The 25,749-nt window shown below is 56.6% G+C and carries 20 protein-coding genes and 2 pseudogenes; 17 read left to right on the top strand and 5 right to left on the bottom strand.

Going from position 1 to position 25,749, the window contains the following annotated elements; all coding sequences use genetic code 11:
* Position 1: 1 nt before the first annotated feature.
* From AAGW23_RS13225 to gltA, 5 genes and pseudogenes are all read right to left on the bottom strand, one after another.
* Entirely contained in the window at positions 2-1,348 is a 1,347-nt protein-coding gene (locus AAGW23_RS13225; protein WP_025242127.1) for a tyrosine-type recombinase/integrase, read from the bottom strand.
* A gap of 448 nt (positions 1,349-1,796) precedes the next feature.
* A pseudogene (locus AAGW23_RS22050) lies at positions 1,797-2,324 on the bottom strand (IS3 family transposase); the annotation flags it as partial.
* Positions 2,325-2,345: 21 nt separating this feature from the next.
* Positions 2,346-2,522: pseudogene (locus tag AAGW23_RS22045) on the bottom strand (IS3 family transposase); the annotation flags it as partial.
* Positions 2,523-2,762: 240 nt separating this feature from the next.
* Positions 2,763-2,945 (bottom strand): transposase, encoded by a 183-nt coding sequence (locus AAGW23_RS22040; RefSeq protein ID WP_425540830.1) that lies wholly within the window; start codon positions 2,943-2,945, stop codon positions 2,763-2,765.
* A gap of 330 nt (positions 2,946-3,275) precedes the next feature.
* Positions 3,276-4,547, bottom strand: a complete 1,272-nt coding sequence (gltA, locus tag AAGW23_RS13215) for a citrate synthase (RefSeq protein WP_200639447.1) — start codon at positions 4,545-4,547, stop codon at positions 3,276-3,278.
* A 363-nt stretch (positions 4,548-4,910) separates the two neighbouring features.
* Between gltA and sdhC the strand changes: the two genes are divergently transcribed.
* The 17 genes from sdhC to sstT all read left to right on the top strand — a co-directional run bounded on the left by sdhC (position 4,911) and on the right by sstT (position 25,697).
* On the top strand, positions 4,911-5,285 hold the full coding sequence (gene sdhC, locus AAGW23_RS13210) for a succinate dehydrogenase, cytochrome b556 subunit (protein ID WP_159968054.1): 375 nt from the start codon (positions 4,911-4,913) through the stop codon (positions 5,283-5,285).
* A complete protein-coding gene (gene sdhD, locus AAGW23_RS13205) occupies positions 5,279-5,647 on the top strand; it encodes a succinate dehydrogenase, hydrophobic membrane anchor protein (RefSeq protein WP_200639448.1) in 369 nt (122 codons plus the stop codon). The genes sdhC and sdhD overlap by 7 nt, the downstream gene beginning before the upstream one ends.
* A 3-nt stretch (positions 5,648-5,650) precedes the next feature.
* On the top strand, positions 5,651-7,423 hold the full coding sequence (gene sdhA / locus AAGW23_RS13200; RefSeq protein WP_200639449.1) for a succinate dehydrogenase flavoprotein subunit: 1,773 nt from the start codon (positions 5,651-5,653) through the stop codon (positions 7,421-7,423).
* Between the two features lie 10 nt (positions 7,424-7,433).
* On the top strand, positions 7,434-8,138 hold the full coding sequence (locus tag AAGW23_RS13195) for a succinate dehydrogenase iron-sulfur subunit (protein ID WP_045426311.1): 705 nt from the start codon (positions 7,434-7,436) through the stop codon (positions 8,136-8,138).
* Positions 8,139-8,428: 290 nt separating this feature from the next.
* A complete protein-coding gene (locus AAGW23_RS13190; RefSeq protein WP_342406919.1) occupies positions 8,429-11,260 on the top strand; it encodes a 2-oxoglutarate dehydrogenase E1 component in 2,832 nt (943 codons plus the stop codon).
* A gap of 67 nt (positions 11,261-11,327) precedes the next feature.
* Positions 11,328-12,554, top strand: a complete 1,227-nt coding sequence (gene odhB, locus AAGW23_RS13185; RefSeq protein ID WP_342406918.1) for a 2-oxoglutarate dehydrogenase complex dihydrolipoyllysine-residue succinyltransferase — start codon at positions 11,328-11,330, stop codon at positions 12,552-12,554.
* Positions 12,555-12,647: 93 nt separating this feature from the next.
* The gene (gene lpdA / locus AAGW23_RS13180; protein ID WP_200639452.1) at positions 12,648-14,084 is read left to right on the top strand and encodes a dihydrolipoyl dehydrogenase; all 1,437 of its coding nucleotides are present in this window, start codon (positions 12,648-12,650) and stop codon (positions 14,082-14,084) included.
* A 175-nt stretch (positions 14,085-14,259) separates the two neighbouring features.
* Entirely contained in the window at positions 14,260-15,426 is a 1,167-nt protein-coding gene (gene sucC / locus AAGW23_RS13175; protein WP_102836266.1) for an ADP-forming succinate--CoA ligase subunit beta, read from the top strand.
* A complete protein-coding gene (sucD, locus tag AAGW23_RS13170) occupies positions 15,426-16,307 on the top strand; it encodes a succinate--CoA ligase subunit alpha (protein ID WP_200639453.1) in 882 nt (293 codons plus the stop codon). Before sucC ends, sucD begins: the two co-directional genes overlap by 1 nt.
* Before the next feature lie 278 nt (positions 16,308-16,585).
* A complete protein-coding gene (gene brnQ / locus AAGW23_RS13165; RefSeq protein ID WP_342406917.1) occupies positions 16,586-17,896 on the top strand; it encodes a branched-chain amino acid transport system II carrier protein in 1,311 nt (436 codons plus the stop codon).
* A gap of 93 nt (positions 17,897-17,989) precedes the next feature.
* Positions 17,990-18,715 carry a DUF599 domain-containing protein gene (locus tag AAGW23_RS13160; protein WP_200639455.1) on the top strand — a complete coding sequence of 242 codons (726 nt, stop codon included), beginning with the start codon at positions 17,990-17,992 and terminating at the stop codon, positions 18,713-18,715.
* 56 nt (positions 18,716-18,771) lie between these two features.
* Positions 18,772-19,230: a PaaI family thioesterase gene (locus AAGW23_RS13155; RefSeq protein ID WP_342406916.1), complete on the top strand. Its 459-nt coding sequence runs from the start codon at positions 18,772-18,774 to the stop codon at positions 19,228-19,230.
* The gene (locus AAGW23_RS13150; RefSeq protein WP_200639457.1) at positions 19,227-19,673 is read left to right on the top strand and encodes a PaaI family thioesterase; all 447 of its coding nucleotides are present in this window, start codon (positions 19,227-19,229) and stop codon (positions 19,671-19,673) included. The genes AAGW23_RS13155 and AAGW23_RS13150 overlap by 4 nt, the downstream gene beginning before the upstream one ends.
* A 41-nt stretch (positions 19,674-19,714) precedes the next feature.
* Positions 19,715-20,965 (top strand): MFS transporter, encoded by a 1,251-nt coding sequence (locus AAGW23_RS13145; RefSeq protein WP_342406915.1) that lies wholly within the window; start codon positions 19,715-19,717, stop codon positions 20,963-20,965.
* A gap of 142 nt (positions 20,966-21,107) precedes the next feature.
* Positions 21,108-23,015, top strand: coding sequence for a molecular chaperone HtpG (gene htpG / locus AAGW23_RS13140; protein WP_342406914.1), 1,908 nt, complete (start codon positions 21,108-21,110; stop codon positions 23,013-23,015).
* Between the two features lie 155 nt (positions 23,016-23,170).
* Positions 23,171-24,181: an amidohydrolase family protein gene (locus tag AAGW23_RS13135; protein WP_342406933.1), complete on the top strand. Its 1,011-nt coding sequence runs from the start codon at positions 23,171-23,173 to the stop codon at positions 24,179-24,181.
* A gap of 277 nt (positions 24,182-24,458) precedes the next feature.
* Complete coding sequence (gene sstT, locus AAGW23_RS13130) at positions 24,459-25,697, top strand: serine/threonine transporter SstT (protein ID WP_342406913.1); 1,239 nt, start codon at positions 24,459-24,461, stop codon at positions 25,695-25,697.
* Positions 25,698-25,749 lie beyond the last annotated feature (52 nt).

The following is a 25,749-nucleotide window of genomic DNA, read 5'->3' as shown; positions in this document are numbered from 1 at the left end:
CCTAGTTAATATGTTTCAGGTCTGATATTTTATCGCCAAGCACCTCCCAGGCATGAGCCATTTCTTTTGAATAGTTGTGCCTTTGATATGTCCGCTTGACCTTGTTTTCTTCAGTGTGGTTAAGGCACCGCTCTGCCACTTCTGGTAATACGCCGAGAGCTGTCATCAGTGTTGCACCAGTACGACGAAGGTCATGGGGGGTCCATTTCCCGCCTGGCAGTAATAGAGCCTGTGCCTTTGCACTGCGATTGCTCATAATGCCTATATCTGGGCGTCGCTGTCTGTCGCCGAGTTGCTTGGTCACCGTTTTGGAGCAGACTGGACCCGTGTTTGTGCTATTGGGATAACACCATTCGCTATCACCGCTTAGTGATTCAACTATCTCAAACTGCGCGGTCGCAAATTTCGAGAGTGTCACGGTATGGGCTTTGCCATTTTTGCTATCTTCAGCAGGTATGAGCCACCTGCCTGCTTTTAGGTCGATGTTGTTCCAACGGGCGTTCATCAGCTCTCCGATGCGACAGCAAGTCGAGAGGGCTATCCAGATAGCGGCCTCAGTTGACGGAAGCAAGCCAGCCTCGGGGGCAAGCCTGGCCAATGTTCGGATTTCATCTTCATTGAGAACTCTGTCCCGCTCCGTGTCTTTCCCTCCGATCTTGGCTTTGCGGATGCTTGCAGTTGGATCATGGTCAATCATGTCCCGATCCACAGCGAACCTAAACATCTGACGCATTAGACTGAAGATCATCTTAGCCATGCGGTTGACGCCGCGGGCGAGCAATGCATCGGTGACTCCAGTGATGTGCCCTTTTTTCACATCTTCCAGAGGCAACTCTCCCAGAAATGGCAGGACGTCCTTTTTGAACATGCGGCGAACCTCATCCCCGCCATCTTTGCGATTGATAAGGTCAACCTTTGCCCAGCGGTCAAACAGATCTTGGACTGTTTTCCTGGCTGCCAGTCGAGCGTTTGCCTCTGCAATAGCAGCTTTTTCAGCGGCAGCTCTTGCAAGCTCGGCGTCGCGAGCTGCAATACGCGAGGCTTCCTCTGCCTCGAGGTGTTCTTTTATATCCTTGGTGCCCGACTTGTGAATTCCGGCAAGCTCTTTAGCCCGTTGCCCGGCTTCGGCGAGCGTCATGGTGCCCTCGCTCCCATCTCGGCTGTAGGTACCGAAGGGGAGGGTCACTCGCTCACCGCGACTATTGGTATAGCGAAAGTAAAAGAGGCGTTCACCGCTTGGCGTGATGCGAGCCACGAGGCTCCCGTGACCCCATATAGCTACTTCGCTCAACCATTTGTCGCTTAGTCCGGGTTTGCCAGTCATCTGGCGATCTGTAATCTTGGCCATTAGGTCGAGTTCCCCGTTGCCAATTGGTTGCCAATTGCGATCGTCTGGTTGCCAATTCGTTGCCAAATGAGATCGGCTTGATTCGAATCGCTTTGGGCTAGTTTGGACGAGAAACTCGCTGAAAGCCAGTAAGATCAAGGGGTTGGGGGAGCCGCTTCGGATTAGCTTGGAACTGCTCAGACAGGTTATTACCTGTATGGGGTGCAAGGGGTAGAGTGTTCGAATCACTCCGTCCCGACCAAAAAAACCTAGAAAATCCAGTCACCTCGCGGTGGCTGGATTTTTTTATTTCTGGGGCCTGCAAAATACCAGCAAAACCCCTCGTCAAGCTGCTGGGCGCGGGCTGAGCTATGTTTGGGCTCGAATCGCCACCTGTATCGCTTGGACAAAGGGAAACAGCATGGATCGCCTGTTTGCGAACTTGTCGCCAGAGAGCTCTATGTAGTGGTCAACCCGTCCCGGGCAGTGGGTTAAGTTTATCTTCGGCCACCGCCGGTGGTAGCCCGCCGTTGCACTGATGCGGTCTGATCCAGTTGTGGCGGTGCATCAGGTAGTGGCTGATGTCCCGCTGAGCTTCCTGTGCCGTCAGGTAGTCAGTTGCCGGAATCCACTCTGACTTTAAGCTGCGAAACAGGCGCTCCATCGGCGAGTTGTCCCAGCAGTTTCCTCGGCGGCTCATGCTCTGCTGCATCCGGTAGCGCCATAGCCGCTGCCGGAACAAGCGGCTGGCGTATTGGCTGACCTGATCCGAATGGAACAGCATCTGCTGTGGCTTGCCGCGCTGCTCGTAGGCCATATCGAGGGCTTTGATTACCGGCTCGGCATCCGGTTTGGCGGAGAACGCCCAGCCAATCACCCGACGTGTGTGCAGATCCAGCACTGCGGCCAGGTAGTGCCGACAACCTTGCGCCCATACGTAGGTGATGTCGCCGCACCACACTTGGTTCGGGCGCTGGACAGCGAAATCGCATTCAGCCGATTCGGGATATCCGGGCGCTCAACCGTGGCCTGCTTTGTAGGTGTGCGCGCTCGGCTGCTTGCTGACCAGCCTCAACTCACGCATCAGTCTACGCACACGGAAACGGCCAATCGCCACGCCGTCCTCGTGCAGCATGCCCAGGATGCTTCGGCTGCCAGCCAGGCCTTGGCTTTGGCTAAACAACTCGTTGGCCCGACTACGTAGCGCGACGCGACGAGCATCGACACGGCGACGTCGAAGGCGATGGGCCTAGTAGCAAGACCGCGTCACATCGAAGGCTGAACAGACCACTTCTACCGGCTCCTGCTCACTCAACTGGTCTATCGGCGCGTACGATCGAGTTCGTCCTACAAGAGAGTGGTAGCCCTTTTTTAATATCGCTTTCTCCCGCTCCAGCCGATTGATCCTGGCCTCTAGCTCTTGGAGTTTCTGTTGCTAGGGTGTCAGTGCTTTGCTATTTGGGGTAACGCTCCGGCGCTCGTCTTGGAGTTGTTTCACCCGGCGGCGTAATGCCGAGTCCACGACGCCCAGCGAACGGCAGGCCTCGATATGGCTGTAGCCCTGATCTAGTGCCAAGGCAGCTGCCTCGGTGGAAAACGTACGTCGTTGCTTGCTCATCGAGCACCTCTTGATGGCGAGGATTTTCGCCAAAATCGGTGTCTGGGATCAGTAGACCACTACAATAGCCGGGTTGCCAGGTTGGTTTCGGCTATTGACCTGGGAAGGAGGGGGGCTGGCGGTGTGGCTCGATGAGGGTGAGATGGTTGCCTTGGTGGCTGACGTGCTTACGATAAATACGTAGGTTTGCGTGTATTTGATCCGCAAAATGCACTGTGGGATAACTTGCTTGGCCTAACAAGAAAACGCCCGGCGTGCGGCGCCGGGCGTTTGAGGGTGCCTTATCCTGAAGGCCTATAGGCCTACTTCAGGTTGGCGCTTTGCTCTAACTTAGCGAGGCAGGTCGCGCTGCGGGTGGCCAGTGTACAGCTGGCGTGGGCGACCGATCTTCTGCCCCATCGCAATCATTTCTTTCCAATGCGATATCCAGCCGACTGTGCGTGCCAGTGCGAAGATCACTGTAAACATGCTAGTCGGAATGCCAATCGCCTTGAGGATGATACCGGAGTAAAAGTCAACGTTCGGATAAAGGTTGCGTTCGGCGAAGTAGGGATCATTCAGGGCGATCTCTTCAAGCTTCATGGCGAGTTCAAGCTGCGGGTCGTTGATGCCGAGTTCGCTCAAAACCTCGTCGCAGGTCTGCTTCATCACCTTTGCGCGTGGATCGAAGTTTTTGTACACGCGGTGACCGAAGCCCATCAACTTGAACGGGTCGTTCTTGTCCTTGGCCTTGGCCAGGAATGCCTCAATGTTCGAAACATCACCGATCTCATCCAGCATGGTGAGTACGGCTTCGTTGGCGCCGCCGTGTGCTGGGCCCCAAAGTGCAGCAATGCCGGCCGCGATGCATGCGAAAGGGTTGGCGCCAGTAGAGCCGGCAAGGCGTACGGTGGACGTCGATGCGTTTTGCTCGTGATCTGCGTGCAGAATGAAGATGCGATCCATGGCTTTGGCCAGGACTGGGCTGATCGGCTTCACTTCACACGGTGTGTTGAACATCATGTGCAGGAAGTTTTCGGCGTAGTTCAGATCATTTCGCGGGTACATCATCGGCTGACCCATGGAGTACTTGTATACCATGGCAGCGAGAGTCGGCATCTTGGCGACCAGGCGGACCGCGGAGATCTCGCGATGATGTGGGTCGTTAATGTCTAGGGAGTCGTGATAGAAGGCTGAAAGTGCGCCTACAACGCCGCACATGATAGCCATCGGGTGCGCGTCGCGGCGGAAGCCGTTAAGGAAGGACTTGAGCTGCTCATGAACCATTGTGTGGTTCTTGACGGTGCTGATGAACTTCGCTTTTTCTTCAGCTGTTGGCAGTTCGCCGTTGAGCAGAAGGTAGCAGGTCTCGAGGTAATCAGCTTTTTCGGCCAGCTGCTCGATCGGGTAGCCGCGGTGTAGCAAAATACCCTTGTCACCATCGATATAGGTGATCTTGGATTCGCAAGAGGCGGTGGACATGAAGCCGGGGTCGAAAGTGAAGCGACCCGTGGAGGTCAAGCCTCGTACGTCGATTACGTCGGGCCCTACGGTGCCGGATAGAACGGGCAGTTCGATGGCGTCTGCGCCTTCGATGATCAACTGCGCTTTGTTGTCAGCCATGTATGGCCTCCTGTTTTATGCTTGGAATCATCATGGCCCCCCACGCAGGGCCCGCATCACTATAGTGAGATAAATCACAAAGTCAATTTGGGCGAGCCGCCAGCTGTAGAGGGGTTTAGGGGTGAATTCGCATCACAGAAAAGGCTATTTACGCGAATTACAAACCCAGGCGCCATCCGCCTTTAGTGGCACTTCACCACATTGTCATTAGCGACCTAACTGTTTATAATCGGCGACCGACCGGCAGGGGCCTTACAGGCAGTTTCCTGTGGGTTGTCACTCGTGGGTGGCGGGTACCGCTGCGTGCTCTTCCCAACAACTTTGCCCTGCGGTTTCGGGGCTCTCAAGTGTGATAAAAAAGCCGTGAAAAGCCAACGACCTGTAAACCTAGATCTTAGGACAATAAAACTCCCAATCACTGCTTACACCTCAATCCTTCACCGCATTTCCGGTGTGATCTTGTTTGTTGGTGTGGCCGTTCTACTGCTTGCGCTTGATGTCTCTTTGTCTTCAGTCGAAGGCTTTGAAGATGTTAAGGCGTATCTCGGTAGTCCGCTGGCTAAGCTGGTGGTCTGGGCTTTGCTCTCTGCCTTGCTGTATCACCTGGTTGCCGGTGTGCGCCATCTGGTCATGGATACCGGCCATGGCGAAACGCTGGAAGGCGGGAAGCTAGGCTCGAAAATCGTTTTGGCCGTATCGGCGGTGCTGATCGTTCTGGCGGGAGTTTGGATATGGTAACCAATGTCACCAACTTTTCCCGCTCGGGTCTTTATGACTGGATGGCTCAGCGCGTTTCAGCGGTGGTCCTGGCGGCTTATTTTCTGTTCCTGATCGGATACCTCATGGCAAATCCGGGGCTGGACTACGCTCAGTGGCATGGGTTGTTCTCTGCTCAGTGGATGCGCATCTTCAGTCTCCTTGCACTCGTTGCCCTCAGCGTTCATGCGTGGGTTGGTATGTGGACGATTTCCACTGACTACCTGACCAGCATGGCTATCGGTAAGTGGGCAACCGGCGTGCGTTTTCTCTTCCAGGCGGTGTGTGGCATAGCCATGTTCACTTTCTTCGTCTGGGGCGTGCAGATTCTTTGGGGTATCTGATCCATGGCTAGCATTCGTACTCTTTCCTATGACGCCATCATTATTGGTGGTGGTGGCGCGGGCATGCGTGCCGCGCTGCAGTTGGCTCAAGGTGGCCACAAAACGGCGGTGGTTACCAAGGTTTTCCCGACGCGCTCGCATACTGTTTCCGCGCAAGGTGGCATCACCTGCGCTATCGCTTCGGCTGACCCGAACGACGATTGGCGCTGGCACATGTACGATACCGTCAAGGGCTCCGACTATATCGGTGACCAGGATGCTATCGAATACATGTGTTCAGTTGGTCCGGAAGCTGTGTTCGAACTCGAGCATATGGGGCTGCCGTTCTCCCGTACCGAGCAGGGTCGTATTTACCAGCGCCCATTCGGTGGTCAGTCCAAAGACTACGGCAAGGGCGGTCAGGCGGCTCGTACCTGCGCAGCTGCTGACCGTACCGGTCATGCGTTGCTGCATACTTTGTACCAGGCCAACTTGAAGGCGGGAACGTCCTTCCTCAACGAATGGTATGGCGTAGACCTGGTGAAGAACCAGGATGGCGCTATCGTCGGCATCATCGCGATCTGCATCGAAAACGGCGAAACGGTCTATATCCGTTCCAAGGCTGTTGTGCTGGCGACCGGTGGTGCCGGTCGAATCTATGCATCGACTACCAATGCGTTGATCAATACCGGTGATGGAATCGGTATGGCGCTGCGTGCTGGTGTGCCGGTTCAAGACATCGAAATGTGGCAGTTCCATCCGACTGGTATTGCCGGTGCTGGCGTACTCGTGACAGAAGGGTGCCGCGGCGAGGGTGGCTATCTGATCAACAAGCATGGCGAGCGCTTCATGGAGCGTTACGCGCCGAATGCCAAAGATCTGGCTGGCCGTGATGTTGTTGCTCGATCGATGGTCAAGGAAATCCTGGCTGGCAACGGCTGTGGTCCGGATGGTGACCACGTGATGCTGAAGCTCGATCACTTGGGTGAGGAGGTTCTGCACAGTCGTCTACCTGGCATCTGTGAGCTGTCGAAGACCTTCGCGCACGTTGATCCTGTAACTGCTCCGGTGCCCGTGGTTCCGACCTGTCACTACATGATGGGTGGCATCGCCACTAACATTCATGGCCAGGCGATGACCCAGGATGCCGACGGTAATGACAAGATTATCGACGGGCTTTTTGCGGTAGGCGAAGTGGCATGCGTATCGGTTCATGGTGCCAACCGTCTGGGTGGCAACTCGCTGCTTGACCTTGTTGTCTTCGGCCGTGCGGCTGGTCTCCATCTGGAAAAAGCCCTGAAGGATGGTATCGAGCACCGCGGTGCGACTGAAACCGACCTGGACGTTGCTCTGAATCGTCTCGCCAGCTTGAACGAGCGGACAGAGGGCGAAGACGTCGCTTCACTGCGTAAAGAGCTGCAGAGCTGCATGCAGAACTATTTTGGTGTATTCCGTACCGGCGAATACATGCAGAAGGGTATTGCTCAGCTTGCTGATCTTCGCCAGCGCATCGCTAACGTTAAAATTTCTGACAAGAGCCAGGCTTTCAATACCGCGCGTATTGAAGCGTTGGAACTGCAGAACTTGCTCGAAGTGGCTGAGGCAACTGCCATCGCTGCGGAAAATCGCAAGGAATCGCGCGGCGCACATGCCCGCGAAGATTTCGAAGAGCGTGATGACGAAAACTGGCTGTGCCACACCCTTTACTTTCCGGGTGAGAAGCGCGTAGCAAAGCGTGCCGTGAACTTCTCTCCGAAGACTGTTCCGACTTTCGAACCTAAGGTTCGGACTTACTGAGGTCGCCGATATGTTGCAAGTGAGCGTTTATCGCTATAACCCGGATAAAGACGCAAAGCCCTACATGCAGGATTTTCAGGTCAATACCGACGGTAAGGACCTGATGGTGCTCGACGTGCTTGCCCTTATCAAAGAGCAGGACGAGGGTTTCTCCTATCGTCGCTCGTGCCGCGAAGGCGTTTGTGGCTCCGATGGCATGAACCTGAACGGCAAGAACGGGCTGGCCTGCATCACGCCGCTCTCGTCTGTAGTCAAAGGCAACAAGCTGGTTGTTCGTCCCCTACCCGGTTTGCCAGTTATTCGTGACTTGGCGGTCGATATGGGCATCTTCTATAAGCAGTACGAGAAGGTTCGCCCGTATTTGATGAACGATACCCCGGCTCCGGCTATCGAACGTCTGCAAAGTCCAGAAGATCGGGAAAAGCTTGACGGTCTGTATGAGTGCATCCTTTGCGCTTGCTGCTCCACAAGCTGCCCGTCCTTCTGGTGGAATCCAGACAAGTTTCTCGGACCCGCTGCGCTGCTGCAGGCTTATCGATTCCTAGCCGACAGCCGCGACACCGAGACCGAGAACCGTCTGTCTGCTTTGGATGATCCGTTCAGCGTGTTTCGCTGCCGGGGCATCATGAACTGCGTGAGCGTTTGCCCGAAAGGGCTGAATCCGACCAAGGCCATTGGCCATGTGCGGAATATGCTGCTGCAGAGCGCAACCTGATGCGCCCAAAGCGTCTGCGAGTATTAATAGTAGTCGCAGGCCTTTAATGCTTTACCGCGACACCTACGGCGCCTGAGTTCAACTCGGCGCCGTAGTCTTAGTAGGAACCCCAGCTCACAAAGCCGTGGTTTCGCTCTGAAAATTTGATGACCAGCAGGGGCATCCGGGGTGGTTCTCGGAAACTATCTGCGCGGTCCGTAGTGGCTTTACCTGGGTCGCTGCTTCAGAACTTGGGAAGTCATGCTGCGGTCTCCACGCTGGTGGTGTCTCCTTATCGAAGGTGACCAGACATGCAAGAAAGCGTAATGCAGCGCATGTGGGACAGTGCCCACCTATCCGGTGGTAACGCTGCCTATGTGGAAGAGCTCTACGAGCTCTACCTGCACGATCCCAACGCTGTGCCCGAAGAGTGGCGCACCTATTTCCAGAAGCTGCCCGTCAGCGGTGGCGCTTCGTCCGATGTATCGCATTCGACAATCCGCGATCACTTCGTGCTGTTGGCCAAAAACCAACGCCGCGCTCAGCCTGCTTCGGCCAGTAGTGTCAGTAGCGAGCATGAGAAGAAACAGGTCGAAGTCCTGCGTCTTATTCAAGCGTACCGGATGCGTGGCCATCAGGTAGCCCAGCTTGATCCGCTCGGCTTGCAGCAACGGCCGGCGCCTGCCGACCTGGCAATCAACAACTACGCCCTGACTGACGCTGACCTGGATACGGTTTTCCGTACCGGCGACCTTGCCATGGGCAAAGATCAGGCAACCTTGCGTGAAATTCACCTGGCGCTGCAAGAGACGTATTGCCGCACTATTGGGGCTGAGTTCACCCACATCGTTGATTCAGACCAGCGCAATTGGTTTCTGCAGAGACTCGAAAGCGTTCGTGGTCGGCCGTCTTTTTCACCGGAAATCAAGAGTCACCTGCTTGAGCGGCTGACGGCAGCTGAGGGCCTGGAAAAGTACCTGGGCACCAAATATCCGGGAACCAAGCGGTTTGGACTGGAAGGTGGTGAGAGTCTGATTCCATTGTTGGATGAAATCATCCAACGCTCAGGTTCTTATGGCACCAAGGAAATCGTCATTGGCATGGCCCACCGTGGCCGTCTCAACGTACTGGTTAACACCTTCGGCAAAAACCCGCGCGACCTGTTCGACGAATTCGAAGGCAAAAAGGTCGAAGGGCTCAGTTCCGGCGATGTGAAGTATCACCAGGGCTTTTCGTCGAACGTTATGACTCCGGGTGGCGAAATACACTTGGCGATGGCATTCAATCCGTCTCACCTGGAAATCGTTTCGCCGGTCGTTGAGGGCTCCGTCCGTGCACGGCAGGATCGTCGTTGTGATGTGGCGGGCGACAAGGTTCTGCCGGTCACGATTCATGGTGATGCCGCCGTGGCTGGGCAGGGCGTTGTGATGGAAACGTTCCAGATGTCCCAGACTCGTGCGTATCGCACGGGAGGTACCATCCGGATCGTGATCAACAATCAGGTTGGCTTTACCACCAACAAGCAAGAAGATGCGCGCTCCACTGAGTATGCGACCGACGTTGCAAAAATGATCCAGGCTCCAATCTTCCACGTGAACGCGGATGATCCTGAGGCTGTTCTCTTCGTCACCCAGCTCGCTGTCGATTATCGGATGCAGTTCAAGCGCGACATTGTTATCGATCTGATCTGCTACCGCCGTCGTGGTCACAACGAGGCGGATGAGCCTAGCGGCACTCAGCCACTGATGTATCAGAAGATCGCCAAGCAGCGCACTACACGTGAGTTGTATGCCGATGCGCTGACGCAATCCAACGTGCTCGACAATGAACGCGTTCAGGCCAAGGTCGACGAATATCGTGCCGCGTTGGACAACGGTCTTCACGTGGTAAAGAGCTTGGTCAAAGAGCCAAACAAGGAATTGTTTGTTGATTGGCGTCCTTACCTGGGTCATACCTGGACTGCTCGCTATGACACGCGTTTTGAATTAAAGGCGCTGCAGGAACTGTCCAGCAAGATGCTGGCTGTGCCGGAAGGCTTCGTCGTTCAGCGGCAGGTTTCGAAGATTCTTGAAGATCGCCAGAAAATGGGTGCCGGTGCGCTCGCCATCAACTGGGGCTACGCCGAGACACTGGCCTATGCAACCCTGCTGTTCGAAGGCCACCCGGTTCGTATCAGCGGCCAGGACGTGGGCCGTGGAACCTTCTCGCACCGCCATGCGGCGTTGCATAACCAGAAGGACGGCAGCACTTACATCCCGCTACAGCATCTGTACGAAGGGCAGCCTCGCTTCGACCTCTACGACTCCTTCCTGTCGGAAGAGGCGGTGCTGGCGTTTGAGTACGGTTATGCCACTACCATGCCGAACGCATTGGTGGTGTGGGAGGCACAGTTCGGTGACTTTGCCAACGGTGCACAGGTCGTAATAGATCAGTTCATCACCAGCGGCGAACACAAGTGGGGCCGGCTGTGTGGTCTGACCATGCTGTTGCCGCACGGTTATGAAGGGCAAGGGCCAGAGCATTCGTCAGCACGTCTGGAGCGCTATCTGCAGCTGTGCGCCGAGCACAACATCCAAGTGTGCGTGCCGACAACCCCGGCTCAGGTCTATCACATGCTTCGCCGGCAGGCGATCCGTCCTCTGCGCAAGCCTCTGGTAGCGCTGACGCCGAAGTCCCTGCTGCGTCATAAACTGGCGACCTCGACGCTGGAAGATCTGACCCAAGGTTCCTTCCTGACCGTGATTCCGGAGATCGATCAGATCGATCCGAGCAAGGTCGAACGCGTTGTCATGTGCAGTGGCAAGGTTTATTACGATCTGCTGGACAAGCGCCGCAATGAGGGTCGTGATGACATCGCCATCGTTCGGCTGGAACAGCTGTATCCGTTCCCGGAAGATGATTTGGCTGAGGTGCTTGCGCCTTACCAGAACATCAAGAATATCGTCTGGTGTCAGGAAGAGCCTATGAACCAGGGCGCCTGGTATTGCAGCCAGCATCATATGCGTCGTGTTGCCGTCGCACACAAGAAGGAGCTGTTCCTGCAATACGCGGGGCGTGAAGCTTCTGCAGCGCCTGCGGTCGGCTACGCCTCCATGCACGCCGAACAGCAGGAAAAACTGCTGCAGGACGCCTTCACCGTTTAATCATTCTTGCAAGAGGCCGCGAACATCGCGGCCTCGATGTAAAAACCGAATCAATAGGACCCAGCTAATGGCTATCGAGATCAAAGCCCCTCAATTTCCGGAATCGGTTGCTGACGGCACCGTTGCGACCTGGCACAAGCAACCGGGCGATGCGGTAAAGCGTGACGAACTCATTGTCGACATCGAGACCGACAAGGTTGTCATGGAAGTGCTGGCAGAAGCGGATGGCGTGCTGAGCGAAATCGTTAAAAACGAAGGGGACACCGTGCTCAGCGGTGAGCTGCTTGGCAAGCTCGACGCAGGTGCTACAGCTTCTGCTCCCGCCGCGTCGGCGCCTGCTGAAGCCGCCGCTCCGGCAGCCCCTGCAGCTTCGGCACCGGCAGCCGGCGCTGAAGATGCCATCCTCGCGCCTGCTGCCCGCAAGCTGGCAGAGGAAAACGGCATTGACCCAAACAGCGTCAAGGGTACTGGTAAAGACGGTCGCGTCACTAAAGAAGACCTGGTTGCCGCTATCGAAGCCAAGAAGTCCGCTCCGGCTGCTAGCAAGCCTGCTGCCAGTACTGCTGCTGCTCCTGTTGCAGCCGGCGGTGATCGCACAGAGAAGCGAGTGCCGATGACCCGTCTGCGTGCGAAGGTTGCCGAGCGTCTGGTCGAGGCTCAGTCGAACATGGCGATGCTGACGACCTTCAATGAGGTCGACATGACCGAAGTCATGGCGCTTCGTTCGAAGTACAAGGACCTTTTCGAGAAGACTCACAACGGCGTGCGTCTGGGCTTCATGTCCTTCTTCGTCAAGGCCTCTGTTGAAGCGTTGAAGCGTTTCCCGGCAGTCAATGCGTCGATCGACGGCACCGATATTGTCTACCACGGCTATCAGGACATCGGTGTCGCAGTCTCCAGTGATCGTGGCCTGGTTGTACCAGTCCTGCGCAATGCAGAACTGATGAACCTGGCTGAAGTCGAAAGCGGCATCGCCACCTTTGGCAAGAAGGCGCGTGATGGCAAGCTGTCGATTGATGAAATGACTGGCGGCACCTTCACCATCACCAATGGCGGTACGTTCGGTTCGATGATGTCGACCCCGATCGTGAACCCGCCACAGGCCGCTATCTTGGGCATGCACAACATTCTGCAGCGTCCTATGGCTGTAAATGGTCAGGTGGTTATCCGGCCGATGATGTACTTGGCACTGTCCTATGACCATCGCCTGATCGACGGCAAGGAAGCGGTGAGCTTCCTGGTGACCATCAAAAACCTGCTGGAAGATCCGGCGCGTCTGTTGCTGGACATCTAACAAGCGTCGCGGGCTGCAGTTGGCAGGCTAGGCATTTGCTGGGCCTGCTGTCTGTGGCCTTTGATTTTTTTGCTGCACTCAAGAGGATTCGTAATGAGCCAGAAATTCGACGTCGTCGTGATCGGTGCCGGCCCCGGCGGTTATGTTGCAGCCATTCGCGCAGCGCAGCTGGGTCTGAAGACCGCCTGTATCGAAAAATATCAGGGCAAGGAAGGTAAGACCGCGCTGGGCGGAACCTGCCTGAACGTCGGTTGCATTCCATCCAAGGCGCTGCTGGACAGCTCCTACAAATTCCACGAAGCCCACGAGAGCTTCAAGGTCCACGGCATCAGCACTGGCGAAGTGGCCATGGATGTTCCGACCATGGTCGCCCGCAAGGACCAGATCGTTAAGAACCTGACTGGCGGCGTTGCCGGCCTGATGAAGGCTAATGGCGTGACTGTTTTCGAAGGTCACGGGAAGCTGCTCAGCGGCAAGCAGGTTGAAGTCACCGGGCTCGACGGCAACGCGCAAGTTTTGGCGGCAGATAGTGTCATCCTGGCTTCGGGTTCCAAGCCGGTCGACATTCCGCCAGCACCTGTTGATCAGAACATCATTGTTGACTCCACGGGCGCACTGGATTTCCAAAGCGTTCCAGCCAAGCTTGGTGTAATCGGCGCTGGCGTTATCGGACTGGAGCTGGGTTCGGTATGGGCGCGTCTGGGGGCCGAAGTTACTGTCCTTGAAGCGATGGACAAGTTCCTGCCTGCCGCGGATGAGCAGATCTCGAAAGAGGCTTTCAAGGTGCTGAGCAAGCAGGGCTTGAAAATTCTGCTCGGCGCCCGAGTCACTGGTTCCCAAGTCAATGGCGATCAGGTCACGGTCAACTTCACCAATGCAGAAGGCGAGCAGCAGCAGACCTTCGACAAGCTGATTGTTGCAGTCGGCCGCCGTCCGGTGACTACCGATCTGCTCGCTGCTGACGCGGGTGTTGATATGGATGAGCGCGGCTTCATCTTCGTGGATGATCAGTGCGCGACCAGCGTTCCGGGAGTTTACGCCATTGGAGACGTTGTCCGTGGAGCAATGCTTGCGCACAAGGCTTCGGAAGAGGGTGTGATGGTTGCCGAGCGGATCGCTGGGCATAAATCGCAAATGAACTACGACCTGGTTCCATCGGTCATCTATACCCATCCGGAAATCGCATGGGTGGGCAAGACCGAGCAGGTGTTGAAGGCCGAGGGCGTCGAAATCAACGTGGGCACCTTCCCGTTCGCCGCCAGTGGCCGTGCCATGGCAGCAAACGACACAGCTGGCTTGGTCAAGGTCATCGCTGATGCCAAGACTGACCGTGTTCTGGGCGTGCATGTCATGGGGCCAGCGGCAGCCGAGCTGGTACAGCAGGGTGCAATCGGCATGGAATTTGGCACTAGCGCCGAAGACCTTGGCATGATGGTGTTCTCGCATCCGACAATGTCCGAAGCGCTTCACGAAGCTGCACTGGCGGTAAATGGTCACGCCATTCACATCGCCAACCGCAAGAAGCGCTAACCGCGTAGCAACAAACGGCGGCATGCACTGGGCTTCCAGGCCCGGTGCAGGCGCCGAATACCTTCGCGCAAGGTATGACAGGTCTTTGAAAGGTATCTTCGATAGTTTTCAGCGACTTGAGGTGACGCCGCAGCAATGTGGTGTCTGATGCACATCAAACCGAACGGTAGCTAAGATGAATCTTCACGAATATCAGGGTAAGCAACTGTTTGCCGAGTACGGACTGCCGGTGTCCAAGGGCTACGCGATCGATAGCCCAAAAGAAGCGGCTGAAGCCTGTGATCAGATCGGCGGTACCGAGTGGGTGGTCAAAGCACAGGTACATGCCGGTGGTCGCGGCAAGGCGGGTGGCGTCAAACTCGTCCGCAGCAAAGACGAAGCCCGAGCATTCGCCGAGCAGTGGCTGGACAAGCGCCTGGTGACCTACCAGACCGACGCCAACGGACAACCGGTCAGCAAGATTCTCGTAGAAGCCTGCACCGACATTGATAAAGAACTGTACTTGGGTGCCGTCGTTGACCGTGCCACTCGCCGGGTGGTCTTCATGGCCTCCACCGAAGGCGGCGTCGACATCGAAAAAGTCGCTCACGACACGCCGGAAAAAATCCTCAAGGCAACCATTGATCCGCTCGTTGGCGCTCAGCCATTCCAGGGTCGTGAGCTGGCGTTCCAGCTTGGGCTCAAAGGCGATCAGGTCAAGCAGTTCGTCCATATTTTCGTAGGCTTGGCCAAGCTGTTCGTCGACTACGATTTGGCGTTGCTGGAAGTCAATCCGCTGGTGATCAAGAAAGACGGCAACCTGCACTGCCTAGATGCCAAGCTGAATATCGACAGCAATGCCATTTATCGCCAGCCCAAGCTGCGCGGCATGCAGGATCCCTCCCAAGATGACCCGCGTGAAGCTCACGCAGCCAAGTGGGAACTTAACTATGTTGCTCTGGAAGGCAACATCGGTTGTATGGTCAATGGTGCCGGTCTGGCCATGGGCACTATGGACATCGTCAACCTGCACGGCGGCAAGCCTGCCAACTTCCTCGACGTCGGCGGTGGCGCAACTGAAGAACGCGTGACAGAGGCCTTCAAGATCATCCTGTCGGACGAAAACGTTGCGGCGGTTCTGGTCAATATCTTCGGCGGCATCGTTCGCTGCGACATGATTGCCGAAGGCATCATCGGTGCGGTCAAAGAGGTCGGCGTCAAGGTGCCAGTAGTTGTGCGCCTTGAAGGTAACAACGCCGAACTTGGCGCCAAGATGCTGGGTGAAAGTGGTCTGAACATCATCGGCGCAACCAGCTTGACCGATGCGGCCATTCAAGTCGTCAAAGCCGCGGAGGGCAAGTAATGAGCGTCCTGATCAATAAAGACACCAAGGTCATTTGCCAGGGCTTCACCGGCTCGCAGGGCACCTTCCACTCCGAGCAGGCTATCGAGTACGGCACCAAGATGGTCGGCGGTGTTACCCCGGGTAAGGGTGGAACTACGCATCTGGGGCTGCCTGTTTTCAATACGGTCAAAGAAGCGGTTGCGGCGACTGGCGCGGATGCATCAGTGATCTACGTGCCAGCACCGTTCTGCAAGGACTCGATTCTTGAAGCGGTGTTTGGCGGTATCAAGCTGATCGTCTGCATCACCGAAGGTATTCCGACCCTCGACATGCTCGAAGTGAAGATCAAGTGCGACGAAATGGGCGTTCGCCTGATTGGGCCGAACTGCCCGGGCGTGATCACGCCCGGCGAGTGCAAGATCGGTATCCAGCCTGGTCACATCCACATGCCGGGCAAGGTCGGCATCGTGTCTCGTTCGGGCACGCTGACCTACGAAGCCGTCAAGCAGACCACTGATGCCGGTTTCGGTCAGTCCACCTGCGTGGGTATCGGTGGCGACCCCATTCCTGGCTCGACCTTCATCGATATCCTCAAGCTGTTCCAAGAAGACCCGCAGACCGAGGCGATCGTCATGATCGGCGAGATCGGTGGTTCTGCTGAGGAGGAGGCTGCTGCTTACATCAAGGCCAATGTCACCAAGCCGGTAGTGTCCTACATTGCCGGCGTTACGGCGCCTGCGGGCAAGCGGATGGGGCACGCTGGCGCGATCATCTCCGGCGGCAAAGGCACCGCAGACGAGAAGTTCGCAGCGCTGCAGGATGCAGGCGTGAAGACAGTTCGCTCGCTTGCCGATATCGGTAAAGCGCTGGCGGAAGTCACTGGCTGGGAAGCCAAGTAGGCCTGATTTTCAGCTTGCGTGCCAAATGCCAGTCAGCCCTGTGTGACTGGCATTTTTGTTTCTGCAGGATGGCATCGGTGCCATTGCTCCGTCGTAGCTAACCCGAGCAGCAGTCGGCCGGCTTTGCGCTGCCTCTCATGGGGCTGTGACTCCTCGCCCTTAAGGGCGATTTCGATTAAGGTGCGTGCTTTTTTTCAGGCGGCTCGGCGTAGTCGTATCTGGAAGTAAGCGCTTGGCGCGTTACTCGTGCCGGAACCTTCTGTAGTGGTGATAGTTCAATGACTCGACTGAAAGGTCTCGATCTGCTGGCCCTTGGCTTTATGACGTTCGCGCTGTTTCTCGGCGCTGGCAACATCATTTTTCCACCCAGTGCCGGTATGGCTGCGGGACAGTCACTTTGGTTTGCTGCGTTGGGATTTCTGCTGACAGGCGTCGGCCTGCCCTTGCTGACTGTGGTCGCGCTAGCGCGGGTCGGTGGCGGGATGGATCGCTTGACCGCTCCGCTGGGCCGCGGTGCCGGCACGCTGCTAGCTGTCGCAGTGTACCTGGCCATCGGGCCGCTGTTCGCGACACCGCGAACGGCAGTGGTGTCGTTTGAAATGGGAATTGCACCCTTCACCGGCAACGCTGCCATTCCCCTGTTCGTTTATACAGCGCTGTTCTTTTCGGCGACGTTGTTCCTTGCAGTAAATCCAGGTCAGCTGGTGAACCGCGTCGGCAAGTTCATCACGCCGGTCCTATTGGCGGCGCTGCTTGTGCTTGGCGGCGCGGCCGTGTTCGCGCCGGCTGGCGACATTGGCGTCACTGCCGAGAGCTACCGCAGCGGTCCGTTGCTTAAGGGGTTTCTGGAAGGCTATCTGACCATGGACACCCTGGGCGCCCTAGTATTCGGCATCGTGATCGCGACAGCGATCCGTGATCGCGGTGTGTCCAATGCGGCGCTGGTAACCCGCTACTCAATGGTTGCAGGTGCCATAGCCGCGCTTGGATTGTCACTGGTGTATCTGGCGTTGTTCTATCTGGGCGCAACCAGTCAGGGCATCGCTGGCGAGGCACAAAACGGTGTTCAGATTCTGACTACGTACGTGCAACACACCTTCGGTACTACAGGGAGCCTGTTGCTTGCGATCGTGATTACGCTGGCCTGCCTGACGACAGCGGTTGGGCTGACGACTGCTTGTGGCGAATTCTTCAGCGGTTTGATGCCGGTTGGTTATCGCACTGTTGTGGTGGTATTCACGCTGTTCAGCGTGTTGGTGGCCAATCAGGGCCTGACACAGCTAATCAGTGTCTCTGTGCCGGTGCTGGTCGGACTCTACCCACTGGCGATCATGCTGGTGGCGCTGAATCTGCTGGATCGCTGCTGGGTTTCGCCTAGTCGCGTTTTCGTCCCGGTGATGGCAGTGACATTGCTCTTCGGTGTTGCTGATGGGCTGTCGGCTGCAGGCTTCACCGAGCTGGTTCCCGTTCTGTTCACCCGATTACCCTTAGCCGCGCAGAGCATGGGCTGGCTGGTTCCGGTGATGGTGACGCTGATGATTGCGTTCGCAATGGATCGACTGGCAGGTAAGCGGCGTCTAGCAACATGAGGACCGTTGGTCCCGGGGAAGGGCTGATCGCCTGGATGCCTGGTCAGCGGTTCCGCTGGTTATAATGACGCGCATGTGCCCAGAGGGATCGTCATGCCTATTCCCAGTCATCTGCTGCCTCATCTGATCGCAGTCGCGTGGTTCGTGCTGTGCTGGGCCGGCTACACCCGGTACGCAAGCTGGCGAGGCAGGGACACGGCATGCCTCGCCAGCGTCCTGCACCTTTATCGCCAAGACTGGATGCGACGCATGTTGCTGCGCGATAACCGCATTGCCGATGCCAATGTGATCGGCAATCTGGAGCGCAACGCGGCGTTTTTCGCCTCCAGTACCTTGATCATTCTGGCCGGCATTCTGACCGCGCTCGGCGCGTCGGAACGTGCTGTTTCGCTGTTGGCAGACTTGCCCTTTGCGCAGCCGGTCAGCCGTGGGCTTTCCGAGATCAAGCTGTTGGCATTGGCGGTCGTCTTCGTTTATGCCTTTTTCACGTTCAGCTGGTGCATGCGGCAGTACAACTTCGCTGCAGTGCTGGTGGCCTCGGCACCCATGGCGGGTGAGCGTAATGTGAGCGATCTTGAGCGCAAGTCATTCGCCGAGCGGGCTGCCAGGGTTATCTCAATGGCTGCAAACCAGTTCAATTTCGGTCTGAGGGCGTATTACTTCGGTATGGCTACCTTGTCCTGGTTCATCCATCCCTGGTTCTTCATGATGGTGACCAGCGGCGTGGTGCTGGTTCTTTATCGCCGCGAATTTCATTCCGATGTACTTGAGGTCATGGTGTTCACGCCAACATTGCCTGTCGAGCAACCTAAGGAGTAGGGCTTGCGCAGGGAGAGCCGGTAAACTGCTTGGCTTGATCTTTTCTGAGAGTCCGCATGAGCGATAGTCTGATACTGGAGCGTACCCAGCGCTTCCTTTCCCTGTTACGTCACTGCCAGGTGCTCGGTATGCGTGTCGAGCATGCGGATGCCAAGGGGCTCACGTTGCGCCTCCCCTATAGTGAAAAGATTGTCAGCAATCCCGAAAGCGGGCTCGTCCACGGCGGAGCGATTACCACCCTCATGGACACCACTTGTGGCATCTCGACGGCATGCGCGCTGCCTGAGCTTGAGATCTGCCCCACACTGGATCTGCGCATCGATTACATGCATCCCGCCGAGCCCAATCATGACGTATTTGGCTTTGCCGAGTGCTACCGCGTGACGCCGACGGTCATTTTTACCCGTGGAGTCGCTTACCAGCGCGATATCAATGAGCCGATTGCCCACGTAGTCGGCGCGTTCATGCGCATGGGAAAGAATGGCTTGATGACAGGTTCGGAGGCGCCGCAATGAGCGTACTCGATCTCGATGCTTTGGTCAGTGAAGCGCACGCCAGCAATGACTATGACGCACTGTTAAAAATGGTTCCGTACGCTCGTCTAATAGGTATTGAGTGTTTGCGATTGGGCGATGAAATGGTGTTTCGGCTTCCAAAGAATCAGGACAACATTGGCAACCCTACGCTTCCGGCGATCCACGGCGGCGTGATTGCGGGCTTCATGGAGCATGCGGCGATGCTTCATCTGTTGATGTTCATGGGCGCACCACATTTACCCAAAATCATCGACTTCTCGATAGATTATCTTCGAGCGGGTCACTATCGTGACACCTTCGCCGCCTGCCAGGTCTGGCGCCAGGGACGTCGTGTAGCCAATGTCGCTGTGACAGCCTGGCAAACCAATCAGGCCGAGCCGATCGCGACTGCGCGTTGCCATTTCAAGGTCAACGAGCCCTGACAGACCAGACGGCGCAACTGTAGCTGTCTCGAAGGTGTTGAATGGATGCGTTGCTGATACTGGGTGGTCTACTGCTGATCCTGGCCGGCCTGATCTGGTTGGTTGTTCTGGCTTTCGGTACGGGTTTGTTGTGGGGCGTCGGCAGCCTACTGCCTCCGTTAACCCTGTTGTATGTGGCCCGGCATTGGAAGGTCGCTCGGAAGGCGGTGGGGCTGTCCTGTTTGGGGGTTATCCCTCTTGTGGTCGGATTTACCTTGCTAGCCAGTCACGAACCGGAGCGAGTCGCGGCCATTGCCAGTCTTGAATGGCTTGAGCCGGATGAACAGACTCAGAGCCAACAGCTGAGTTTTCGTTTGCACGGCGAGCTTGATGGTCGTTCATTCAGTCCTCAATTCGGCAGCTACGTTGGTGGCGTGCTTACACTGCGTGAAGGCGACCAACTATTCGCTCGACAGGAAGTGAGTATTCGCCTCGGTGCAAAGCCGTCTGGTGCCATACAGGTCGATGTGCTCCCTCAAGACGTTGATCCTGCCCCAGTGGTAGAAATCAACTGGATGCGTCCAGAGCAGGAGCTTCCAGAGGCTCGCCGAATTCAGAGCGGCTATACCCTGCACCTAGACCTGCAGCCGGTGCCGCCGAACAAGCTGGTCGGTGATTTTCATCTGGTCTTGCCGGCCCATTACCAAACAAGTCTTAGTGGACAGGTAGAACTGTTCACCGACAACCTGCGCTATCGCGCGGGTCACGTGGATCTAACGCATGACTCGGTCGACACCCTTGCCTATGTGGCGAGGGATTATTTGCAGCGACGGTTCGAGACGCGGGATGTGACGCTCGAAACGGTAGCGCCTGTCAGTTTTCCCACGTCAAGCTTGGTGCTCTCCATCAAAGCCAAGATTGAGGGGGCGGCGCAGCTTTTCGACCTGGCTATCAGCAAGGACAACGAGGGCTGGGCGGTAGAAGATGACACGTATCCCCCCCTGAGCGCTGCAGCCGAAACGCCGCCCAAGCAGACCCCTACGCAAGGAGCGTCGCTGCCGGACAACACTGCATCGGCCCGAGTCGATCGTCGCCTACGGTTTTCACTGGCCCGGTTGCTGCGCAACCCGGAGCGTTACGAGCACCTGCAAGTACGTGCGCAGACCAAACGAGGTGGAGTGGCGGAAGGGCGCTTCAAAGGGCTCGATCGAGACGGCAACCTGGTTATCCGGCAAAGGCTGAAGGGGGCGGGAGAGGCGGTTTTCAATCTCGGTCCCGACGATATCGTTCTGATCGACCTGCTAGAACCCTAGCTTGCGCCTCGAACACTTCTACAGGAAAGACTGCAGCTCGCCTTGCATGGGCTGCACTTGAATTTCCCGCGCAAGACCCCCATCTGCTTGTCATCGCCGCAGTCGCGGTCCGTGCCATTGACGAAGTGGAGTTTGCAAGACGATGAGTGTGGAGACTCAAAACAAAGAAACCCTGGGCTTCCAGACCGAAGTGAAGCAGCTGCTTCACCTGATGATTCATTCCTTGTATTCGAATAAGGAAATCTTCCTTCGCGAGTTGATTTCCAACGCCTCGGACGCCGCCGATAAGCTTCGATTCGAAGCGTTGGCCAAGCCTGAACTGCTTGAGGGCGGGGCCGACCTGAAGATTCGCGTCAGCTTCGACAAGGATGCCAAGACTGTCACCCTTGATGACAACGGCATCGGCATGAACCGCGAAGATGTCATTACCCATCTGGGCACTATCGCCAAGTCGGGTACGGCTGATTTCATGAAGCACCTGACCGGTGACCAGAAGAAAGACTCACACCTCATCGGCCAGTTTGGCGTCGGCTTTTATTCCGCTTTTATCGTCGCGGAGCAGGTTGAGGTATTCAGCCGCCGCGCCGGAACCTCTGCAGAAGAAGGCGTGTACTGGTCCTCGAAGGGCGAGGGCGATTTCGAGGTTGCCAACATCGACAAGGCGGAGCGCGGCACCCGCATCGTCCTGCACCTCAAGTCTGGCGAAGAGGAATTCGCCGACGGTTGGCGCCTTCGTAATATCATCAAGAAGTACTCCGACCACATCGCGCTGCCGATTGAATTGCCGAAAGAGTTTCATGGTGAGGAGAAAGACAAGCCTGCAGAGACCGAGTGGGAAACCGTCAACCGCGCCAGTGCACTTTGGACCCGTCCACGCACTGAGGTGAAGGACGAGGAGTATCAGGAGTTCTACAAACACGTTGGTCACGACTTCGAAAACCCGTTGGCGTGGAGCCACAACAAGGTCGAGGGAAAGCTCGAATACACCTCGCTGTTATTCGTGCCTGGTCGTGCGCCCTTCGACCTGTACCAGCGTGAAGCGCCCAAGGGACTGAAACTCTACGTCCAGCGCGTTTTCATCATGGATCAGGCGGATGAGTTCTTGCCGTTGTACCTGCGTTTCATCAAAGGTGTGGTCGACTCCAATGACCTCTCGTTGAACGTTTCCCGCGAAATCCTGCAGAAGGATCCGGTGATCGATTCGATGAAGTCGGCGTTGACCAAGCGTGTGCTGGATATGCTGGACAAGCTGGCCAAAGACAAGCCCGAGGACTACAAGAACTTCTGGAAGCAGTTCGGCCAGGTCCTGAAAGAAGGCCCGGCAGAGGACTTCGCCAACAAGGAGAAAATTGCAGGTCTGCTGCGTTTCGCCTCCACTCAAGATGCTTCTGGTGAGCAAAGCGTTTCGCTGGCTGAGTATCTGGGCCGCGTCAAGGAAGGTCAGGACAAGGTCTACTACCTCACCGGTGAGTCCTATGCACAGGTGAAGAACAGTCCGCATCTGGAAGTCTTCCGCAAGAAAGGTATCGAGGTGTTACTGCTGACTGACCGCATCGATGAGTGGCTGATGAGCTACCTGACCGAGTTCGACGGCAAGCAGTTCGTTGACGTCGCGCGCGGTGACCTTGACCTCGGCAAGCTCGATACGGAAGAGGACAAGAAGGCTCAGGAAGAGATTGCCAAAGCGAAGGAAGGGCTAGTGGAGCGTCTCAAAACTGCCCTAGGTGACGAGGTCGCAGAGGTGCGAGTGTCGCACCGTCTGACTGACTCGCCGGCAATCCTGGCAATCGGTGAACAAGACCTGGGTCTTCAGATGCGTCAGATCCTCGAAGCCAGCGGTCAGAAAGTGCCGGAGTCGAAGCCGATTTTTGAGATCAATCCGGCGCACCCGCTGATCGAAAAGCTCGATGCCGAGCCGGACGAAGATCGATTCGCCGACCTGTCGCACATCCTCTTCGATCAGGCTGCGCTGGCGGCTGGCGATAGCTTGAAAGATCCTGCGACGTACGTGCAGCGTCTCAACAAGCTCCTGGTTGAGCTCTCCGCTTAACCTTTAGTTTTGGCATTGAAAGGCCCGTCATTGACGGGCCTTTTTTGTTTCGAGCGCGGCACGGCTTTGCCGTAGGCACCGTTTCGGCGTTGTGAACCGCGACGGGGCGGCACGGTCTATCCGCTTGTTCATTAGGAGGACATCGGTTGCTCAACATACGAAACTGTCTCGCGGCGTTATGCCTGGTTCTCACCGTCACACCGGTGCAGGCGCGGGAGTACCACTACAGCGACTCACATCTTCATTTCGTCGATTTTTTCCAAGAGACCGACGGCATGAAGCAACTGCTCAAGGCCATGAACGAGAGCAACATTGACCACGTGATGATCAGTGGCATTCCGGTAGCGAAGAAGTGGCACGAGAACGAGCCTAAGCGTCCGCGATACTACGCTGGAGATGACGCCGCCGTTTACTGGTACAGCGCGACCGATGTGTTAGTTGCAGCCGCGCTTAAAGAGCTGGACGACGACCAGCGCAAACGCTTCCATCCTTTTCTGTCAGGTTTCAATCCAAACGACAAAAATGCCGATTCGCACATCCGTCGAATGCTGGATCTCGACCCGGGGCTTTGGCAGGGGTTAGGTGAGGTGTTTACTCGGCATGACGATGTAACCGCCCTGACGCAGGGCGATACGCCGCGCGCCAACAATGAAGCGCTTACGCGGGTGTATCACCTTGCAGCCGAATTCGATCTGCCGGTGATGCTGCATTCCAACATCACCTCCAAGCGTGAGCGCAACCCGCTCTATCTTGAGGAGCTCGAAGAGCCGCTGCGAAATCATCCGCATACCCGTTTCATCTGGGCGCATGCCGGGACGAGCATGGAGTTGCATCGGCATCAGAAGAAGCTCGACTTTCTCTTGCCTACTGTTAAGCGACTGCTTGATGACTACCCAAACCTGTATATCGATCTGTCATGGACCATGCTGGAGCCTTACTTGCTGGATCGTTCGGGCAATGTCGACCCAGCCTGGGTCGCCTTGGTCGAGCGCCATCCCACACGCTTCATGATCGGATCGGATGTGGTTGGCCGGTTTGATGGGGTCGGCGAAGCAATGCGCGCATTTGATCCTTTCCTTGATGCTTTGTCTGAACCTACAGCGGAGAAGGTGGCGCGCGACAATTTCCTCGATGTGCTCCCGCGCAACCGTGGTGGCGGAAGATGAAATGAGAGGGGGGATGGATGAGGTCGTAGACTCGCAGTGGCTACCTCAGGGCTGGTGCGTGTATCGGACAAGAGTTCAGCACTTAACTCAGCCGAGACCATCGCTCTGGTAGGTGGCGTGTTCTTAGCATAGCTCGACAGTTCGATTATCCGTTTGGCCCTAAAGCTGGGCAGGGCGTGAGGAGATGCGTACCATTCGGCGTTTTTCGCAGGGCATTGCTGTCGCTTCCAGGGCGATTGTCTTCGCCTGACCCAGCCGTCTACGCAGAGACTTCATTATGTCTAGCCTTTCAACCCAGTTATTCCGCGCTTATAACCGAGTCAGCCTTGTTACACAGATTGTTGTCGGCCTTGTTGCTGGCTGTTTGCTGGCCTGGCTGTGGCCCGAAACCGCAGCGGCGGTCAGTTTGCTGGGTGATCTGTTTGTTGCGGGATTGAAGGCTGTCGCGCCGGTATTGGTCTTCGTCCTGGTCACTGCATCACTGGCTAGCCACAAGCGGGGGCAGCCAACGCATATTCGCCCAATTCTGGGTCTCTACGCATTGGGTACAGTCAGCGCTGCAATCGTTGCGGTTATCGCCAGCTTCGTGTTTCCGACGAGTTTGACATTGGTCAGCCAGGCGAATGACGTCATGCCGCCTGCAGGCGTAGGGGCTGTTCTAAAAACGTTGCTGTTCAACGCGGTCGATAACCCAGTCCATGCGTTGATCGAAGGCAATTTCATCGGCATCCTGGCGTGGGCAATCGGACTTGGGTTTGCGTTCAGGCATGCTCGTCAGAGCACTCGCGATCTGATCTCCGATATGTCGGAAGGCGTGACGCTGATCGTCAAGGTTGTTATCGGATTTGCCCCTCTGGGCATTTTCGGGCTGGTCGCCGGCACCCTGGCTAAGTCCGGTTTCGCAGCGCTGGCCGGTTACCTGCAGCTGCTGATGGTTTTGGTCGGCAGCATGCTGTTAATGGCGCTGGTGGTTAACCCTCTGATCGTGTTCTGGCAGATTCGTGGTAATCCCTATCCCTTGGTGCTGACCTGTTTGCGGGAGAGTGGCATAACCGCATTTTTTACCCGCAGCTCAGCAGCCAACATCCCGGTGAACATGCAATTGTGCGAACGACTGGGGCTGCATAAAGACACCTATTCGGTTTCGATTCCGCTTGGCGCCACCATCAACATGGGCGGTGCGGCTATCACCATCACGGTGTTGACGCTGGCGGCCGTAAACACGCTGGGTATTGCTGTGGACATTCCAACCGCAATTCTGCTCAGTCTGCTTGCGGCGATCTGTGCCTGCGGTGCGTCTGGTGTTGCAGGCGGCTCGCTGCTGCTCATTCCGCTGGCGTGCAGCCTGTTCGGGATTTCCAACGACCTGGCGATGCAAGTTGTCGCGGTCGGCTTCATCATTGGCGTGATTCAAGACTCGGCCGAGACCGCGTTGAACTCCTCTACGGATGCGCTTTTTACCGCAGCATCGTGCATGGCGCATGGAGATGTTGAAGGCGCTGTGCAGGCGCCCTGATCCAGGGGCGTCTGTCAGGTCGCGTCCCGCTCCGGTTGCGCGATCCGCTGGC

Source organism: Stutzerimonas chloritidismutans, assembly GCF_038562055.1.
Lineage (GTDB): Bacteria > Pseudomonadota > Gammaproteobacteria > Pseudomonadales > Pseudomonadaceae > Stutzerimonas > Stutzerimonas chloritidismutans_A.
The sequence above is the reverse complement of the archived record's forward strand: the minus strand, read 5'-3'. Positions and strand labels throughout refer to the sequence as shown.